This is a genomic window from Nitrosophilus labii, assembly GCF_014466985.1.
Taxonomy (GTDB): domain Bacteria; phylum Campylobacterota; class Campylobacteria; order Campylobacterales; family Nitratiruptoraceae; genus Nitrosophilus_A; species Nitrosophilus_A labii.
In genome coordinates this window covers 13,007-31,190 of record NZ_AP022826.1, presented here as the reverse complement: position 1 = coordinate 31,190, position 18,184 = coordinate 13,007, and the positions used below count along the sequence as shown (strand labels likewise).

Sequence of the window (18,184 nt, the reverse complement as noted above, 5' to 3'; positions counted from 1 at the left end):
TATGCCAATATACTAATACACCAATTACAAAATTACTACATCTAATGTCCAATATCTTCTTTACACTTTTTAGCAAAAGCATAGATTCTATTTAAAAAAGCCTCCATACTCTGCAATCTTGTTGGGCTTAAAATCTTATCAAACCCTAGTTCACAAAGTTTTTTAGGGTCAAAGTTTAAAATCTCATCTGGTGTTCTATCATTAAAAATCTTCAGCAAAAGAGGAATCATTCCTTTTGCCATTGATGAACTACCTTCTACTCTAAAATATACCTTTCCATCCTTACACTCTTCAATCATCCAAGCCGGTGAAGAACACCCTTTAATTAATGTTTTATCATTTTTTTCTTCAGGTTTTAGTCTCATATCATTTTGTTTGCCTAATTCGATAATATACTCAACTATCGCATCAGAATCACCTAAAAGCTCGAAATCTTCTTTAATTTCAGCTAAAACCTCATCCATACTTTTCATTTTTGTTCCTTTTTATAATTAGTGTTTAGTGTTAGTGTTGGTGTTAGTTTAGGTGTGAAGCTGTGAAGCAGGAAAGCTGTGAAGAGGAGACTAATGAGTTTCAATTTTTTCAAATCTTCACTGCTTTACTGCTTCTTTGCTTCTCTGCTTTACCCAATTCACAATATACCAATAACAAACTATCCTTACTCAACTACTCAATAAAATCTCTATTATAAATCTCCTCAAATCTTTTCATAATATCATCTTTTTTCTCTTCATCTTTTACTTCTTCAATAATCTCTCTCATAAACCCTAAAACTATCATCTTTTTTGCATCTTCTTCACTTATTCCTCTTGTTCTTAAGTAAAAAATCTCTTCAGGATCAATTTGTCCTGTAGTAGAGCCGTGACTGGCCTCTAACTCGTCTATATAAATTTCCAACTGAGGCTTTGAGATCATGTAAGCCTTATCGTTTAAAAGTATCGATTTGTTGTTTTGATGCGCACTAGCACCAATTCCACTATGTTCAACTTTTATAAGTGCATCGAAAATCGCTCTACTTTTATCTTTTAAAACATGTCTTGCGTTTTGCTGGGTTTTAGCATTTTTACCTTTATGATTTATCTTTATAACATTTGCTCTAACAGCTTCTTTATCGGTATAAACCAGATGTTTTGCATTGCATTTTGCATCTTTTAAAAGATCTACTTTCAAGTTATGGCAGATCTTCCCTTCACCTATATCGAAACTTTTTATACTAAACTCTGAAGACTCATCAGCTTTTACAAAATGGGAAGCCACCATCGAATAGCTTTTTTCCAACTCATCTTGAACTCTTACCAGCTCAAAATATGAATCTTTTTCCAAAGATATGTCCCATCCATAAAATATAAGGGACTCTTTTATATTTTCATCTTCAAAATCTTCATAAAGAGTAACTTTTGCACCGTTTCTAACAATAATTTCCAATCTATAAGGAAGAATAACACTATCTTTGGAAAATTTGTGGACAACTTCCAATTCCATATCTTTATCAATCTCTATAGTTATAACATTTGGCGTTATAATATGGTTTATATAATAGATCTGGTCAAAATGCTCTTTATCTACATCTATCTCATCTTTTATATCAATTTTCAAATCCAATGGAAAACTAGCTATTGCTCCATCTTCTATAATCAACTTTTCATCTTGAGCTGCTTTTTGAGCTACCGGCTGATATAGATTGAGATTTTTTGACAAAAGCTGGGTTATATCAAAATATCTGTAATGTTCCGTCTTTTTTGAAGGAAGCCCTAGATGGCTTAACGCCACCGCCGCAGTAGCTTTCGTTTTATCTTTCGTTGAAAGACTCAAAATGGAATTTAGATCCATTTTGGATAAAACCAACTCTCTCATTGCTCTTCCTCTATAGCCTTATAACCTTCAACTTCAAGCTTCTTAACAAGTTCGTATCCGCCAGTTTTTACAACTTTTCCATCTTTTAGGATATGGATATAATCAGGCTTCACATACTCCAAAATTCTTGAGTAGTGGGTTATTATCAAAAATGTCTTTTTATGAGACTTTATCTTGTTTATCCCTTCACTTACAGCTTTAAGTGCGTCTATATCAAGTCCAGAGTCTATCTCATCCAAAATTATCAAATCAGGATCAAGCATAAGCATTTGAAGAATCTCGTTTCTCTTTTTCTCACCACCACTAAATCCCATATTTAAACTTCTGTTTAACATCTCTGGTTTCATACCCAAAAGTTTGGCATACTCTCTAGCCATTCTCAAAAAATCTGCAGGATTTAGAGGTTCTTTGCCCTCATACTCTCTTTTTGCGTTAACGGCTGTTCTAAGAAAATAGGCATTAGTAACACCAGGAACCTCTACCGGGTTTTGAAAACTCATAAATATCCCTTTCAAAGCCCTCTCTTCAGGTTCCATATCTACTATACTTTCACCCTTATATAAAATATCTCCGCCAGTTACCTCAACTTCATAGTGCCCTACAATCGTTTTTGAAAGTGTCGATTTTCCAGCCCCATTAGGTCCCATAATGGCATGTACTTTTCCTTTTTCAAGATTTAGATCAAGTCCTTTTATGATCTCTTTTTCTCCGATTTTTGCTCTTAAATCTTTTATCTCTAACATCATCCTACACTTCCTTCTAAAGTTAAATTTAACAGATCTTTTGCTTCAGCAGCAAACTCCATTGGAAGATTTGCCAATACCTCTTTACAAAATCCGTGAACTATCATACTTACAGCATCCTCTTCACTAATTCCTCTTTGTCTTAGATAAAAGAGCTGTTCATCGCTTATTTTCGACGTGGTAGCTTCATGTTCTATCTGTGCAGAAGCATTTTTGGACTCAAGATAAGGAAAAGTGTGTGCTCCGCACTTATCTCCTATTAACAAAGAGTCACATTCACTATAGTTTCTAGCACCTTGCGCACTTGCTTGAATCTTGACCAAACCTCTGTAACTGTTTTGGCCCCTCAATGCCGAAATACCTTTTGAAATGATGGTAGAAGTGGTATTTTTTCCTATATGTATCATCTTAGTTCCCGTATCTGCTTGCTGAGCTTTAGTGGTTATCGCCACACTGTAAAACTCTCCTACGGAGTTATCTCCTTTTAAGACGCAGCTTGGATATTTCCAGGTTATGGCTGAGCCTGTCTCTACCTGAGTCCAGGATATTTTGGAGTTCTCACCTGCACAAACTCCTCTTTTGGTTACAAAGTTGTATATACCTCCTCGTCCCTCTTCGTCTCCTGGATACCAATTTTGGATTGTGGAATATTTTATCTCGGCATCTTTTAAAGCTATAAGTTCTACAACGGCAGCGTGAAGCTGATTTTCATCTCTCATTGGTGCAGAACACCCTTCGTTGTAAGATACGTAGCTTCCCTCATCAGCTATTATTAAAGTTCTCTCAAACTGTCCCGTATTTTGCGCGTTTATCCTAAAATATGTGGAAAGCTCTAGCGGACATCTAACACCTTTAGGAACATAAACAAATGTTCCGTCTGTAAAAACAGCCGAATTTAGCGCCGCAAAAAAGTTGTCACTCATAGGAACTACACTAAACATATATTTTTGTATAAGTTCAGGATACTCTTTAATCGCCTCAGATATAGAACAAAAGATTATTCCCATCTCTTTTAGTTTCTCTTTAAAAGTAGTTCCTATGCTTACCGAATCAAAAACAGCATCAACAGCTACTCCGGCAAGAGCTTTTTGCTCCTCCAAAGGGATACCCAGTTTCTCGTAGGCTCTTAAAATCTCAGGATCTACCTCATCTAAACTTTTTGGCTTCTTCTTAGGCGCCGCATAATAGGATATAGATTGATAATCGATAACATCATATTTTAAATGAGCCCATCTAGGCTCTTCCATCTTTTGCCAGATGTGAAAAGCCTGGATTCTCATATTGGTCATCCAGTCCGGTTCGCCCTTTTTTTTAGATAAAAATCTAATAATATCTTCATTTAGTCCAGGAGGCGCCGTTTCTTCTTCTATATCTACGCTAAATCCCAGTTCATATTCTCTCGATACAACCTCTTGTATCTTTTTTTCTTCGTTGCTCAAAGCATCTCCTTTTTGTTGTCGATAGATAAAACCGTTTACGACATATTATCTTTGCAACAATTTACTATTAATAAATATAGCTTAAATAGGATAAAATTTATCTTAATTAAATTTTTGAGAAGTTTACAACATCATCTGACACTCATACTTTCTCCCATTGATTATTTGTCAGTTTAATTATCAGTGTCAGAAGTGACAGTTTTTTCTTGATTGATAGGATTATAACCTATCATTTTTATTTGAGTAATATGTTTGTGCTTTGTAAAACACTCCATAGGTATTAAACCTTTACAATTTTTACCTTGATGTGCTCTATGATTGTTGTAATACTCAAGCCATTGTTCTAAATCATGTTGTACCTCCTCAATAGATTTGTATATCTTTTTCCTAAAAGCTACTGCATAAACTATTCCTGCACTGTTCTGTGAAATCTCTCACAAATTCCATTTGCTTGCGGAGATCTTGCTTTTGTATAGGAGTGTTCTATATCTTCTATAGCAAGATAGAGTTCATATTCGTGATGTTCACGACTTCCTTTGAATTCTGTTCCTCTATCGGTAAGGATACCAAGAAGTTTTACCCCTTGCTCTTCATAAAAAGGTAAAACTTTATCATTGAGCAAATCTGCAGCCACTAAAGCATTTTTTCTATCATAGAGTTTACAAAAGACTATTTTAGAGTATGTATCGATAAACGTTTGCTGATAGACTCTTCCAACTCCTTTGATATTGCCAACATAGTAGGTATCCTGCGCTCCAAGATAACCTGGAAAGAGTGTCTCTATCTCACCTTGTGCAACTTTTTCCTCTTTTGCTTTCTCAAGAGCTTCTTTGGCACTCTTTTCTTCTAAAGCTTTAAGTCTTAGCTTCATTGTCTGGAGATTGTGTCTGAACCATACGTTTCTTACTCCTCCTACAGAGTAAAAATTCCTCTTTTTTTCAATTCGTTACTCGCTCGTATCTGTCCATGGGCGGATTGCTCTATAGCATAAGCAACTACAGCTTCTTCTATCTCTTTTGCCACCCTATTTTTCAAGTTTGGCATATTCTTGCTTATCTCTCGTAATCCCTCTTCTCCATATTCCTCATAAAGTCTTTTGAATTGATAGAAACTATCTCGGCTATATCCAAATACTTTACATGCTCTTGACAGGTTTCCTAACTCTTTCGCTAAGTTTAATAGTCCCAATCTATTCTTGATAATCTTATCTTGTGTTTGTAGATTCATCATTCTCTACCTTCTTTTTCCAGGAGAAAGTATACTCTTTTTTTCCTCTTCTGTCAGATTAAGTTGTGGCTAGTTCAGCTTAATAAAAAAGTATAGGTCTCTATTTTGTTAGGATGAATTTACATGAGCATTTTGATGCACAAATAGAGGCACAAAACGGACAAAAAGGAGCCCGTTTTATTGTAAAAGTATCAAAATTCTCAGACCTTACCTAAATATATCACTTATATCAATATAGTATTTACTCATTAAAATTTTAAAAAAACAGCCAATTGGTTAATTGACTACAACACTAAAATCCCCATCATTCTCTTGGTTTGAAAAATCCGCTACAATATCTTCTTGAAAATCATAATGAATGCCATATGTATTGGACTTATACAGCTTATTGACAAACAGATTTTTTTTAAATATAATTTCATTCCAATTTAAGTTCGGGGCGTAGCGCAGCCTGGTTAGCGCACCTGGTTTGGGACCAGGGGGTCGGGGGTTCAAATCCCTCCGCCCCGACCATTTCCACGATGGTGGGTGTAGCTCAGTTGGTTAGAGCACCAGATTGTGGCTCTGGGGGTCGCCGGTTCGAATCCGGTCATCCACCCCATTGTTTGAGCCTTTGAAAGTTGAAAGTAAAAATTTTATAATTTTTAGCCTATGGGTCTTTTGCTGGGGCGTAGCTGAAGGCCTAAATCAGATGCGCCCGTAGCTCAATTGGATAGAGCAACGGACTTCGGATCCGTAGGTTAGAGGTTCGACTCCTCTCGGGCGTACCAACCGGAGGTAGTAAATATGCGCTCGTAGCTCAGCTGGATAGAGCAACGGCCTTCTAAGCCGTAGGTCCCAGGTTCGAATCCTGGCGGGCGTACCACTTTTTAACTAATAAGTTTTGCGGGAGTGGCGGAACTGGCAGACGCGCCAGACTTAGGATCTGGTGCCGCGAGGCGTGGAGGTTCAAGTCCTCTCTCCCGCACCACGGAATCCTCTATTAGTCCCATAAATTATATCTAATAAAATTAACTACTATTTTACTTCGTTATCTATATTTCTAATTTCTTGATGATTAAATACGGAAAGGTTTTTTCATTTTTAGCTGCAAATATGATGCTATATAGTGATTAAATAATTTTAGTAGTTTATTTACTTATCATGCTAATAGTGTTTTGCTAAGCCTATTATTATAATTTTGATACTGTCAAGTTTTGTTCGCAATTTTCCTTCCCAGCAAGTTATATTTCATTGCATATCAAGCGGCTTTAAGCTGCACCTCATAGATTTCCATCACCTCTTGAAGCTTTTGTGGATGAATATAACTTCTCTCAATCTCCCAGTCTTCAGTGTACTCCATCAAGTATGTGGTAATGAGTCTAATATAGGACTCTCTTGATGGAAAAACAGATACTACTTTAGAGCGTCTTCTAATCTCCTTGTTGATTCTTTCTAACACATTTGTCGAACTTATCCTCCTTTTATCAATTTGCGGGAAGTGATAAAACTGCAGTGAATCTTCTAGTCCTTCTTGAAGCACTTCAATTGCTTCAGGGAATTTTTTGCGAAACTCCTCTATAATCATCTGTGCTATCATGAATGCATCTTTTTTGCTCTCTTGTAGCCAAATAGTTTTAAGTTTGGCTGCAAATTTCTCTTTTGCTTTAGGTGGAACATGAGCCAGGATATTACGCATAAAATGGACTTTACACCGTTGCCATGATGCGCCAATAAAACTCTCTTTGAAAGCCTTTTGAATCCCTAAATGTGCATCACTGACAAGAAGGGCAATCTTTTCTATGCCTCTTTGTTTGAGTTTATCAAAAAAACTCTTCCAGCTCTCTACGCTTTCATTGACAAAAGGCTCGATCGCCAATACTTCTCTTTTTCCTTCCAATGTCACACCATAGGCTATCATAATAGCGGTAGATACCACTCTTCCTTCATAGTCTCTCACTTTCTCATACAAAGCGTCAACCCTTGCGTTGGGATACTCTTTTTGCAGTGGTCTGTTTCGAAACTCTTCTACTTGTTCATCTAGCCCTTTGTTGATTTGTGATACCTGTGATGCACTGATATTCTCGATTCCAAGCTCTTTTGCCAAACGTTCTATCTTTCTTGTTGATATTCCATTGACGTATGCCTCTTTCACCATCGAAATCAGAGCCTGTTCACTTCTTCTCTTTTCGGTGATGAAAAAGGGAATGTAGCCACCTTTTCTTATCTTTGGAATCATAAGATAAACTGTCCCTAGTCTCGTATCGAACCTTCTTGGTCTATAACCACTGAAATAGCTTTTTCTCTCACTATTATGCTCACCTTTTTTAGCTCCAACTTTCATCTCGGACTCTATCTTCATCAACTGTTCCATCATCCATTTCATCATTGATAAAAGTGGATCTTCATCAACTACAAACTGTGTCATTATCTCTTTGAATATTTTTGTTTCATCTATTTTTTTGCTATTATTTCTTTTAGATTGGTTTCCTCCTACTTGCTTTATTCCTCACTGGGAAGTCTATCCAACTCTTTTGAAGATTTCAAAATCTAAAAAAGAGTCTTCAAGTGAAATTGCGAACTTTAGTGTACACTATCGATTGGCCTGGTTTTCATTGAGTTTGATATAGCCAAACTCATCGATAATCAAGAGTTTTACCGTATTGATAACCTTTTTGAAATAGTGCTGCAACCTGTTGGTCTGCTGCGCAATTTCAAGTTGTAAAAGCAGATCTGCTGCAGTGATGAATTTTGTTTTTATTCTTACTTGTGTAGCCAAATATCCCAAAGCTATAGCCAGGTGAGTTTTCCTAACACCGCTTGGTCCAATAAGCAGGATATTTTAGGCATTCTCTATAAATCTTAAAATAGAAAATTTATTAATAATGTTTCTATCTACCGCAGAAGATGAGAAATCAAACATCTCTATGGTCTTTACTTTTGGAAAGCCTGCCATTTTCAGTGTTGTTGCTTTTGAACGCTCTATCTTCTTTTGATGTTTATCTCTAAAAAGCTCAAGCAAAAAGTGGCTGTATGAAAGATTCTTTTTAGCTGCTTCTTGCGCTATGGATGAAAAGCTCTCTTTAATGGCAGGAAGTTTAAAAAGCGCAGCATACTCTTGTTTCTGTTCATTTATACTGTGTATCTCTTTATGCATGGCAAACTCCAAAAAGCGCATCATACTCCTCTAAAGAACTCTTAGCTGTATTATATATGTTTATGCTGTTTTTACGCTTTTTATTTGACAAGTAAAGCTTTTTGTCTATACAATTGTCATATTCATTTTTGTTATGCAAACTTTTGGACTTGGCTGAAATTATTAGCAGCAGCAGAGCTTTTTGCTCTTTTATGAAAAGCTCTTTTGGTTTTTGCTTCGTTGTTGCGTGCACTCTATTATGAACGATTTCAAGCCACTGAAATATCTGGCTGTTAAGAAGCTTTGTATCTATAACAAGCGAAGAGTTTTTGAGTCTTGCTTTCAAAGGAATATAGAAGTTTCCTTTCATATAACCTATAACTCTCTCTACCTTCCCTTTTGTTTTGCCCTGTAGGTGTACAAAGCCTTGGAATAAATCCATACTCTTTGGAAAAATCCAAAAACCTCTCATTAAATCTGTGCTTTGCATTCCCGTAAGCGTTACGCTCTATCACCACGCTTTTGAGGTTGTCGTAGAGAATAGTTCTTGGCACTCCCCCAAAGAAAGCGAAAGCCTTTTTATGACAATCTATAAAACTATCAAAGCGCATATTGTCTATAAAGCAGATAAATGCATATCTGCTATAGCCCAAAATCATCGCAAAGGCATAAATGGAATTCTTTCCTCTTCGTATCACCGTCCAGTCGGCTTGCACCTGCTCGCCCGGATCTGTCTCTAATCTCACTGCCTCTTCCTCTTTTACGCTCATATGCTCTTTATAAAGCCCGCTCATAAACGCCTGCAATATTCTTATCTTCCCCTCATACCCTTTTGCTGTAATCACCCAGTATATTACCGTTGAAGGAATTTTATCCGGCAATCCTTGAGCTATTCTCTTTTTTATATACTCTCTTTGTATGGATCGAGCTTCGATTTGTAAACTATCGGTTTTCTTGACAGAAGCTTATCCTCTTTGAGTCTTTTGGATACGGTTCTTCTATCAAATCCCGTCATCCTTGCAATAGCTCTTATGCTGTATCCTTGTCCGTAAAGTGTATATACCATCACTAACTCCATGTATGTAATCACTATTGCCTCAAATATTTTTGGAAGCGATTATATTCTCTTATATTTCCTCATCTCATGGATGGTACATTTTCATCTTGCGTCTGTGGTGTATTTTAACATTGCAGTTGACAGTAAAGAGGAAAATAGAGTTTTTGAAGCTTTAATTGCAAGAATAACATTATCTTTTTTAGATTATAATCTCACAAGCTATATTAACCGTATCAATAATGAACCTAAAACACTTGGTGAACTTTTTAGAGATTTGGAATGTCAACTTGAAACTTTAACAATTTCAATGGAGTTGTTTTTAATAATATTGGAAAATTTACTTCAAGCTGCTGAAATTGTCAATAGAAATAAAGATTTAGAACAAATTATTCATTTTTTAAGAACTCATACTAAAAACAGTTAGGCTTTATGTGTGAAAGTTGAGTTATTTAAATTGTAGAGACAACTTTACGAAGTTATAAAGTTAAAGGCTAGTTCATATAACAAAGCTTAGAAATATATATTTTTAGCTATTATTAAAAGAAATTTGGAGTAAAACATGAAAAAGATAATTTTAGGGTTTATCGTACTATTTATTGTAGCTATAGTAGCTTTTATAGTTTTAAAAGGAAAAGATACTTACGATCCTAGCAAATTTTATGTAGAGGTAGAAGGTAAAATGGAGCCAGGTGCTAAAATCGATCTAAAACTTCCGGACCAGTTTGACAAAACCCATACATTAGATGATGATACTAAAGTTATCATAGCGGTATTTACAAAAGATGCGGCACATAAAGTTATCGACTTTTTAAAAAAAGAGCCAAAAGGGTATCTAGAGTCTAAAAACGCTCAATTTATAGCAGATATAAGTAAAATGCCGGTAATTATCAGAAACACTTTCGCTCTTCCAGATCTTCAAAAAAGCGACTATACCATACTTTTGATATATGATGAAAATTTAAGCAAAAAATTTCACAACAATAAAAATACCGATAAGATCTTCGTAATATTTTTAGACAATAAAAAAATCAAAGATATAAAGTACGCCGCGGATGAGAAGGAGTTAAAAGAGATCTTAAAGTGAAAAAAGTTTATATCTTAAGTGGCGCCGGAATCAGCCAAGAAAGTGGGATTCCGGTTTTTAGAGGAGAAGAGGGACTTTGGCAAAATTACGATATCCAAAAGGTCTGTTCACTAAAAGGTTGGGAAGAGGATAGAGATTATGTAAAAAGATTTTATGACGAAAGAAGGGTTGAGCTTAAAAACTACAAGCCAAATAGAGCGCACAAAATTTTCGCAAAGTTAGAATCCGAATTTCCAAATCAGATCTACCATCTAACACAAAATGTTGACGATCTATTAGAACATGCCGGCTGTAAAAAAATCATCCATCTACATGGAACATTGACTCACTTAAGATGCCAAAAGTGCCAAAATATATTTTATATAGGCTATAGATCACAAAAGAGCGACGAAAAGTGCTCCAAATGCGACTCAAAAGATGTACGCCACAATGTAGTAATGTTTGGAGAAGTAGCACCAAATTACCGCTATCTATACACCCTTTCAAAAGAGTGTGATCTCTTTGTAGCTATCGGAACTAGCGGAAAAGTTATAGATATAGTTGACCTATCAAAAGAGTTTAAAAAAACCGTTTTGATAAATCCTAATCGTGAAGAGTATGTAACTATATTTGGAAGCAATGATAGATTTATAGATACCTATTTTGATATTTTTATACAAAAAAGTGCTGTAGAAGCCGCCGATGAACTATATGAACTGATAAAAGAGTATCTGCTTAACTAAAATCAATTTAATAGAAATAATATTTAGTTATAATCTCTTCAAATTCTTAAGGAGATATTATGCAATTTAGTACAGGACCTCAACAATTATCAAAAAGAGACTACTTCTTTTCCCAACCACATCAGCCTTTTTTTGTTTTAGGTCTTATAAATGCAATACTTTTTATGCTGCTATTCATACCTTCATATAAAGGCTTGTTTGAAATAGAGGCTAAATTTTTACATAGCTACTCAATGATCTTTTTAGTTTTTACAAACTTTTTTTACGGTTTTTTATATACCACCTTTCCTAGATTTTCAGGAACAATGCCGATCCATCCTAGAAAATATCTGGTTGTATTTTTATTTAACTTTTTTGCCTCTTTGACGTTTTTAGTCTCTATCTGGCTAAATTTCGCCTTTTATGTTACGGCTCTTTTGATGGCTATAAGCTTTGGATATACCATAAAGATATTTTACGAGATATACAAAGAGTGTAGGCTACCTAAAAAAGACCAATACTGGCTTATAGTATCTTTGGGGGTGGGGGCTATATCAAATCTACTCTTTTTACTCTCTTTTATCCCTTGTAGTTGTAAAACAAACGTATTTTACGAAACGGCTATCAATTTTGGAATATATCTTTATCTTATATTTTTAGCTTTTGTAGTAGCTTTCAGGATGGTTCCGTTTTTCTCTCACGTAATGAACTGGAAAAAGAATGAAAAACTTCATATCCAGATTTTCGCCCTCTTTTTGCTACACTCTTTTTTAACCGGAATCTATCCAAAAGCGGTTTTTTTGGTAGATCTTATAGCCGCTCTTTTGTTAACTATAGAGCTAAAAAATATAAAATTTCCTTTTCCAAACAGAGAACCACTTTTGTGGATACTGCATATCGCACTTTTCTGGTTGCCGCTTGGTCTCTTTTTAGGCGGTATAATAGAGTTTTTTGAAACTTGGTTTGGACTTTATAGCTTTAAACTCTCTTTACACATTTTGGTTTTGGGATTTTTAACGACTATCCTTATCGGTTTTGGAACAAGAGTAACTCTTGGACACTCTAGCAATATGCTCATCGTCGATAAAGTTACCGTATATATTTTCTATTTTACGCAAGTAGTATTACTAGGAAGGATAATCTTTAGTATAACCGCATATTTTGGCAAAATAAGCCCATTTTTCGATATAAGCGCAACTTTGTGGATTGTACTATTTATTTGGTGGATGGCGAAATATTTTAAGATTTTGGCTTTCGGAGAGAAAGTTATTCCTAAATAGATTTTATTTTGTTTAACTTTCCTCTCTACTCATATCTTTTATAAGAGTTATATTATTAATTTGCCATATTATCAAAAAATTCTATTTCTTTATAGGAGCTAAAGATATGGTGATAAAAAGAATAGTAGAAAGCTCTTATTTCCAAAATTTTATTATTGCCTTAATAATTATAAACGGTATTACTTTAGGATTGGAAACATATAAAAATATATATCTAAGATATGAAAAACTTTTTTATATTTTTAATTTTTTCGTATTAACTGTTTTTACTATTGAAATAACTCTAAGAATAATAGTTTACAAAAAAAAATTTTTTAAGGATGGATGGAGTCTTTTTGATTTTTTTGTTGTTTTTATATCGCTAATTCCTTCCGGAAATGGATTTGAGATTTTAAGAGTATTAAGAGTTTTCAGAATATTAAGAATTATTACGGTTATTCCTAAAATGAGGAAAATCGTAAGTGCTCTATTTAGTGTAATACCTAGTATACTATCAATTGCCGGATTACTATTTATAATATTTTATGTCTCATCAGTAATGGTTACTCAACTTTATGGAGAAACTTTTCCGGAGTGGTTTGGAAGTTTAGAAAGATCGCTGTATACTCTTTTTCAAATTATGACATTAGAGTCTTGGTCTATGGGTATAGTAAGACCTGTAATGGAACAACATCCATATGCATGGATATTTTTCATACCTTTTATATTTATAGTCACTTTTATTATGATAAACTTAATAATAGCAATAGTTGTAGACGCTATGAATGAAATAACTAAAAAAGATACTGAAATTATAACTAATGAAATTCACGAAAAAGATCTAAAATTGTTATCTGAAATTGAAAATATAAAACAAGAGATTATTAGTTTAAAAAAGATTATTGAAAATAAAAACTAATATTTAAAAAACATTTTTATATCGATAAATAGGAAGCAAAATTGAATGTTTATAAAGCCGCCGCAATTTTTATTATAATATTTGGTTTAAAATTTATATCTCCTATATTAGTTTATATTATTTTTTCGGCTTTTTTAACAATTATATTAGTACCGATTTTCACTTATATAGATAAAAAAGGGCTTCCAGCGTTTATAGCTTATTTTATTACAATAACCATACTTATACTAATTTTTACTACTATTTATATATTAATAGATAATTCAATAAAAGGTTTTTTATCTAATCTACCCGAATATCAAGAAAAATTTAACGAATATAAACTTATAGTCCAACAAATTATTAATAAATACAACTTAAATATCAGTTTAGAAAATATAGATATATTTACTATTATCAATCAATCCTTTAAAAAAATAGGTTCTATCGCTACGAGTATCCTTATAATAATTATAGGGGTAAGTTTTTTACTTTTTGAGTCAAAGAGTTTCGGTAGAAGAATTTCCAAAATAGTTAACAATAAAATCAATTTAAAAAATTTCTATAACAACACTCAAAAATATTTTTTAATCAAAACATTTACAAGTTTTCTTACGGGCCTATTTATAGGATTGATGCTTTATTTTTTTGGAGTAGACTTTGCTTTTTTATTTGGATTTTTAGCTTTTTTGTTCAACTTTATTCCTGTAATAGGCTCTATAATAGCCTCAATTCCCGGTATTTCCATCGCCCTCGTTACTCAAGATTTATGGATAACTTTTTATGTAGGTTTATTATACCTTGTTATAAATATTTCCATTTCAAATATATTAGAACCTAAAATTATGGGAGAAGGTTTGGATCTATCTCCAGCAATAATTTTCTTCTCCCTTTTGTTTTGGGGTTGGATATTTGGAATAATAGGCACTTTTTTGGCCGTACCGTTAACAATGACGTTAAAATTGGCTTTTGAAAGTTCAAACGATACAAAATTGATCGGAGAACTTATGTCTAGACATAAAAAAAATTAGTTATAAATTAACAAATTTTTTCTAATTCTTCCCAATAATAATTCATTATTTTTAAATAGCTTTTAAATCTATCACAAGATATTTCGCCTCTTTTAACCGCCTTTTTTTTTACTTCACAATCAGGTTCGTTAGTATGAGTACAATCTGGAAATTTGCAAGAGTATCTCAAAAACTCTCTAAAATAGAGTCTAACCTCTTTTTTATCCATAAAATAGGTAGCTTCAACCCTACTAAATCCTGGAGTATCGGCAATAAACGAGTTTTCATTAAACCTATAAAGCGTAACCGCCGTAGTGGTATGTCTTCCTCTTTTTAGCTTTTCGCTAACTTCGCCGATTTTTATAGGGATATTAAGAAGTCTTGATAGTATAGAACTTTTTCCTACGCCGCTTGGGCCAGCTAAGATAGAGATATCTCCTTTTATAAAATCTTTTAAATTCTCAACCCCTTCATCTTCTATAGCACTTATAGCTATAGTCTCATATCCGGCCTCTTTATAGACGTTCATCCACTTTTGTAGTAGCTCTTTTTCATCATCTTTTAAAAGATCCGTTTTATTGAAGATGATTACGGGCTCTAATCCTTTAAACTCGTAAACAGCTAAAAAGTTATCTAGCAAGAAATTATCAAAATCTGGATTTTTTATAGCATTTACAACTAAAACATTATCTACGTTTGCTACGGGAGGACGATTTAGAAGGTTTTTTCTTTGTTGAATCTTTTCAATAACAAAATTGTTATCTACAACCTCTCCCTCTACAAAATCTCCTGCATAGAGTTTAAGTTTTTTTACCTTTTTTCTTAAAATTCCATTAAAAATTTCAAAAGTGTCAAGAAGCGTTATTTTACTGCTTCCCGCACTTCTGTAAGTAACGATACCTTTAACACTCATCTTTAAGTACCGCGCCGTTTGCAGCATTCGTAACCAAAGCCCTATATTGTCTTAGCCATCTTCCTTTTATATCTTTGATTTTCGGTTTGAAAGCTGCTCTTCTTCTTTCAATCTCTTTATCGTCTATTTTCACTTCTAGGGTATATGTATCTACATTTATATATATCTCGTCTCCATCTTGTAAAAGTCCTATAACTCCGCCTTCGGCAGCTTCTGGAGAGACGTGGCCGATACTTGCTCCTCTTGTAGCGCCGCTAAATCTTCCGTCGGTTATGAGAGCAACTTTATCTCCAAGTCCCATACCCGCAATTAAACTAGTAGGCGCCAACATCTCTTGCATTCCGGGACCCCCTTTTGGCCCCTCATATCTTATAACTACAACGTGTCCCGGTTTTACCTTACCACCTATTATTCCATCAATTGCCTCTTGTTGAGAATCGAAGCAGATAGCCTTTCCGGTAAATTCTCTCATATTGGGATCGATTCCAGCAGTCTTAACGACTGCTCCCTCTTTTGCCAAATTTCCATATAAAATAGCAAGTCCTCCAACTTCGCTGTAAGGATTTTCGATCGTATGGATTATCGATGTATCAATAATTTTTGCATCTTTTATCCTATCTTCTACGGTGCCGCCTTCTATGACTGGATTATCTAGATAAAGTACGGTATCGCTTCTTTTGCTTGCCTCTTTCATAACCGCACTTACGCCACCGGCTCTATTGATATCTTCCATATGAACCGTTTGCAAGGATGGAGAAATTTTTGCGATATGAGCTACGCTTTTGCTTATCTCATTTAATCTACTTAGTTCAAAATCTACTCTTGCCTCTTTAGCTATAGCCATCATATGAAGTACCGTATTTGTACTTCCACCCATCGCCATATCTACGACAAAAGCGTTATGAATAGCTTTTTCGTTTAGTATATTTCTTATCCTATACTGCTCTGTTAGTTTCTCATCTTTTGCTATTTCACAAACTCTTCTTGCAGCTTTTCTTAAAAGCTCTTCTCTCTCAGGCGTAAGCGCCAATATAGTGCCGTTTCCTTTTAGTGCTATCCCCATAGCTTCCATCAAGGTGTTCATAGAGTTGGCGGTAAACATCCCGCTACAGCTTCCACCGCTAGGACAAGCTTCGCACTCTATCTCATAAAGCTCCTCTTCACTCATTTTACCTTCAGCTACCTTACCAACAGCCTCAAATGCAGTAGCAAGATCAATAGGTGTACCATCGGAGAGCTGTCCCGCTTTCATAGGACCGCCGCTTACAAAAATAGTAGGCACGTTTACCCTCAAAGCCCCCATAATCATACCAGGAGTTATTTTATCGCAGTTTGGTATACAGATAAGCGCATCAAGTTTATGAGCGTTCATTACAGTCTCAATAGAATTTGCGATTATTTCTCTACTTGGTAGTGAGTAAAGCATGCCGTCATGCCCCATAGCAATACCGTCATCTACGCCGATGGTATTGAACTCAAAAGGTACACATCCACACTTTTTAATCTCATCTTTTATAATTTCAGAATATCTGTTAAGAAAAAAATGACCAGGAATGATCTCTATAAAAGAGTTTGCAACACCTATAAAAGGTTTATCAAAATCCTCATCTTTAAGTCCTGTTGCTCTAAGTAGACTTCTATGTGGTGCTCTTTGATACCCTTTTTTTATCTCATCGCTTCTCATAAATCTCCTTTATACATAAACCTTATTTATGGCTAATTATAGCCAAAAACTATGCACAGATTCAAAAAGATATGGCACTCCTATAAGGAGGGAAGGGAGTGCAAATCAGATACACGTTGCTAGGGGTCAAAGGGTATAAAAGATTAGAAAGGATATACTACAATTCGCTTATGATAAGCGAAGAGGTGAAAAAAAGAAAAAAGATATTAGAGTTTTGGGAGAAATACGGATTAGAGGCTACAACCGAAGCCTTTGGAGTTAGCAGAAGGACTCTTTTTAGATGGAAAAAAGCATATAAAGAGGCAAATAAGGATATTACGGCTCTTAATCCAAAATCACGGAAACCAAAAAGAGTAAGAGAATCTAAAGTCTCTTTGGAAATAGTCAGACAAATACGAAAATTAAGACAAGAGTATCCAAATATTGGTAAAGCAAAACTCTATCATCTACTTAAACCCTTTTGTGAAGCAAAAGGACTTAAAACTCCATCAGAGTCAACAATAGGCAGGATTATCGCAAAAGCTCCAGACAAAATGAGACACTTTCCTTATAGGATAGATGCCAAAGGAAGAGTAAAGCCTAAAAAGAGAACTTCAAATAAAAACAGAAAGCCAAAAAATTTAAAAACACAACCCTTTCAATTATGGGCGGTTGATACAATTCAAAGAGTCTCAAATGGTATTAGACGATATATCCTTACAATGATTGACCCAGTAAGTAGAGTAGCCTTTGCTGTAGCAATTCCCTCCAAAAGAGCAAAACATACAGCCTTCGCACTTGAAGCTCTCATTGATGGCATTACCTCTATAAAAAACAAGCAAAAATACTCTCTTGCTATTCTTTCAGATAATGGTAGTGAATTTAAAAAAGAGTTTGATGCTTTACTCCAACAAAAAAACTTTATTCACTATTGGACATATCCTAAAAGCCCTAAAATGAATGCCCATAATGAACGATTTAATAGAACTATTCAAGAACAGTTTGTTGATTACTATGAAGACCTTCTCTTTACAGATTTGGAAGAATTTAATAAACATCTTGCTAATTGGCTCATCGATTACAATACCAAAATACCACACTATTCACTTAATTTTAAATCTCCGGTAAAATACCTTCTTGAAAATCATAATGAGTGCCATATGTATTGGACTTATACAAACTATTTACAATTTAAAATATTTTAGTTATAATTGCAATCCA

The 18,184-nt window shown here is 34.4% G+C and carries 17 protein-coding genes, 5 tRNA genes and 3 pseudogenes; 13 read left to right on the top strand and 12 right to left on the bottom strand.

All coding sequences use genetic code 11. The features are described from left to right. Nucleotides 1-41: 41 nt before the first annotated feature. The 5 genes and pseudogenes from NIL_RS00195 to NIL_RS00175 all read right to left on the bottom strand — a co-directional run bounded on the left by NIL_RS00195 (nucleotide 42) and on the right by NIL_RS00175 (nucleotide 5,263). Complete coding sequence (locus NIL_RS00195) at nucleotides 42-473, bottom strand: SufE family protein (protein WP_187647659.1); 432 nt, start codon at nucleotides 471-473, stop codon at nucleotides 42-44. Nucleotides 474-666: 193 nt separating this feature from the next. Then, nucleotides 667-1,854 carry a SufD family Fe-S cluster assembly protein gene (locus tag NIL_RS00190; protein WP_187647658.1) on the bottom strand — a complete coding sequence of 396 codons (1,188 nt, stop codon included), beginning with the start codon at nucleotides 1,852-1,854 and terminating at the stop codon, nucleotides 667-669. Next, nucleotides 1,851-2,597, bottom strand: a complete 747-nt coding sequence (gene sufC / locus NIL_RS00185) for a Fe-S cluster assembly ATPase SufC (RefSeq protein ID WP_187648524.1) — start codon at nucleotides 2,595-2,597, stop codon at nucleotides 1,851-1,853. The genes NIL_RS00190 and sufC overlap by 4 nt, the downstream gene beginning before the upstream one ends. Further along, on the bottom strand, nucleotides 2,597-4,036 hold the full coding sequence (gene sufB, locus NIL_RS00180) for a Fe-S cluster assembly protein SufB (protein WP_187647657.1): 1,440 nt from the start codon (nucleotides 4,034-4,036) through the stop codon (nucleotides 2,597-2,599). The genes sufC and sufB overlap by 1 nt, the downstream gene beginning before the upstream one ends. Before the next feature lie 173 nt (nucleotides 4,037-4,209). Beyond that, nucleotides 4,210-5,263, bottom strand: a pseudogene (locus NIL_RS00175) (IS481 family transposase). A gap of 258 nt (nucleotides 5,264-5,521) precedes the next feature. On the opposite strand from NIL_RS00175, the pseudogene NIL_RS11220 reads away from it, so the two are divergent. From NIL_RS11220 to NIL_RS00150, 6 genes and pseudogenes are all read left to right on the top strand, one after another. Next, nucleotides 5,522-5,655 (top strand): annotated as a pseudogene (locus NIL_RS11220) (integrase core domain-containing protein); the annotation flags it as partial. A gap of 43 nt (nucleotides 5,656-5,698) precedes the next feature. Next, nucleotides 5,699-5,776: transfer RNA gene (locus tag NIL_RS00170), tRNA-Pro, on the top strand. 11 nt (nucleotides 5,777-5,787) lie between these two features. After that, nucleotides 5,788-5,864 (top strand) — tRNA-His (locus NIL_RS00165). Between the two features lie 92 nt (nucleotides 5,865-5,956). Then, a tRNA-Arg gene (locus NIL_RS00160) sits at nucleotides 5,957-6,033 on the top strand. 18 nt (nucleotides 6,034-6,051) lie between these two features. Next, nucleotides 6,052-6,128: transfer RNA gene (locus NIL_RS00155), tRNA-Arg, on the top strand. Between the two features lie 20 nt (nucleotides 6,129-6,148). Continuing rightward, nucleotides 6,149-6,233, top strand: a tRNA-Leu gene (locus NIL_RS00150). 270 nt (nucleotides 6,234-6,503) lie between these two features. On the opposite strand, the gene NIL_RS00145 is transcribed toward NIL_RS00150, so the two are convergent. From NIL_RS00145 to NIL_RS00120, 5 genes and pseudogenes are all read right to left on the bottom strand, one after another. After that, nucleotides 6,504-7,670, bottom strand: coding sequence for an IS256 family transposase (locus tag NIL_RS00145; protein ID WP_187647656.1), 1,167 nt, complete (start codon nucleotides 7,668-7,670; stop codon nucleotides 6,504-6,506). Nucleotides 7,671-7,835: 165 nt separating this feature from the next. Beyond that, nucleotides 7,836-8,399 (bottom strand): annotated as a pseudogene (locus NIL_RS10905) (ATP-binding protein). Further along, complete coding sequence (locus tag NIL_RS00130) at nucleotides 8,392-8,724, bottom strand: hypothetical protein (protein ID WP_187647654.1); 333 nt, start codon at nucleotides 8,722-8,724, stop codon at nucleotides 8,392-8,394. The pseudogene NIL_RS10905 and the gene NIL_RS00130 overlap by 8 nt, the downstream one beginning before the upstream one ends. Beyond that, nucleotides 8,672-9,259, bottom strand: coding sequence for a DDE-type integrase/transposase/recombinase (locus NIL_RS00125; RefSeq protein WP_187647653.1), 588 nt, complete (start codon nucleotides 9,257-9,259; stop codon nucleotides 8,672-8,674). Before NIL_RS00125 ends, NIL_RS00130 begins: the two co-directional genes overlap by 53 nt. A gap of 20 nt (nucleotides 9,260-9,279) precedes the next feature. Next, the gene (locus NIL_RS00120) at nucleotides 9,280-9,444 is read right to left on the bottom strand and encodes a terminase gpP N-terminus-related DNA-binding protein (protein WP_187647652.1); all 165 of its coding nucleotides are present in this window, start codon (nucleotides 9,442-9,444) and stop codon (nucleotides 9,280-9,282) included. A gap of 106 nt (nucleotides 9,445-9,550) precedes the next feature. Between NIL_RS00120 and NIL_RS00115 the strand changes: the two genes are divergently transcribed. From NIL_RS00115 to NIL_RS00090, 6 genes are all read left to right on the top strand, one after another. Continuing rightward, nucleotides 9,551-9,859 carry a hypothetical protein gene (locus tag NIL_RS00115; RefSeq protein ID WP_187647651.1) on the top strand — a complete coding sequence of 103 codons (309 nt, stop codon included), beginning with the start codon at nucleotides 9,551-9,553 and terminating at the stop codon, nucleotides 9,857-9,859. A gap of 135 nt (nucleotides 9,860-9,994) precedes the next feature. Next, nucleotides 9,995-10,519, top strand: a complete 525-nt coding sequence (locus NIL_RS00110; protein WP_187647650.1) for a hypothetical protein — start codon at nucleotides 9,995-9,997, stop codon at nucleotides 10,517-10,519. After that, nucleotides 10,516-11,241 (top strand): SIR2 family NAD-dependent protein deacylase, encoded by a 726-nt coding sequence (locus NIL_RS00105; RefSeq protein WP_187647649.1) that lies wholly within the window; start codon nucleotides 10,516-10,518, stop codon nucleotides 11,239-11,241. Before NIL_RS00110 ends, NIL_RS00105 begins: the two co-directional genes overlap by 4 nt. 59 nt (nucleotides 11,242-11,300) lie before the next feature. After that, complete coding sequence (locus tag NIL_RS00100) at nucleotides 11,301-12,500, top strand: NnrS family protein (protein WP_197972088.1); 1,200 nt, start codon at nucleotides 11,301-11,303, stop codon at nucleotides 12,498-12,500. Between the two features lie 106 nt (nucleotides 12,501-12,606). Then, a complete protein-coding gene (locus NIL_RS00095) occupies nucleotides 12,607-13,398 on the top strand; it encodes an ion transporter (RefSeq protein ID WP_187647648.1) in 792 nt (263 codons plus the stop codon). 41 nt (nucleotides 13,399-13,439) lie between these two features. Beyond that, nucleotides 13,440-14,408, top strand: coding sequence for an AI-2E family transporter (locus tag NIL_RS00090; protein WP_187647647.1), 969 nt, complete (start codon nucleotides 13,440-13,442; stop codon nucleotides 14,406-14,408). A 7-nt stretch (nucleotides 14,409-14,415) separates the two neighbouring features. On the opposite strand, the gene rsgA is transcribed toward NIL_RS00090, so the two are convergent. Together rsgA and ilvD are read right to left on the bottom strand one after the other, a co-directional pair. Then, entirely contained in the window at nucleotides 14,416-15,300 is an 885-nt protein-coding gene (gene rsgA / locus NIL_RS00085; protein ID WP_187647646.1) for a ribosome small subunit-dependent GTPase A, read from the bottom strand. Further along, on the bottom strand, nucleotides 15,290-16,984 hold the full coding sequence (gene ilvD / locus NIL_RS00080) for a dihydroxy-acid dehydratase (RefSeq protein ID WP_187647645.1): 1,695 nt from the start codon (nucleotides 16,982-16,984) through the stop codon (nucleotides 15,290-15,292). Before ilvD ends, rsgA begins: the two co-directional genes overlap by 11 nt. A gap of 98 nt (nucleotides 16,985-17,082) precedes the next feature. Between ilvD and NIL_RS00075 the strand changes: the two genes are divergently transcribed. After that, nucleotides 17,083-18,168 carry an integrase core domain-containing protein gene (locus tag NIL_RS00075; RefSeq protein WP_187647644.1) on the top strand — a complete coding sequence of 362 codons (1,086 nt, stop codon included), beginning with the start codon at nucleotides 17,083-17,085 and terminating at the stop codon, nucleotides 18,166-18,168. Nucleotides 18,169-18,184: the final 16 nt, after the last annotated feature.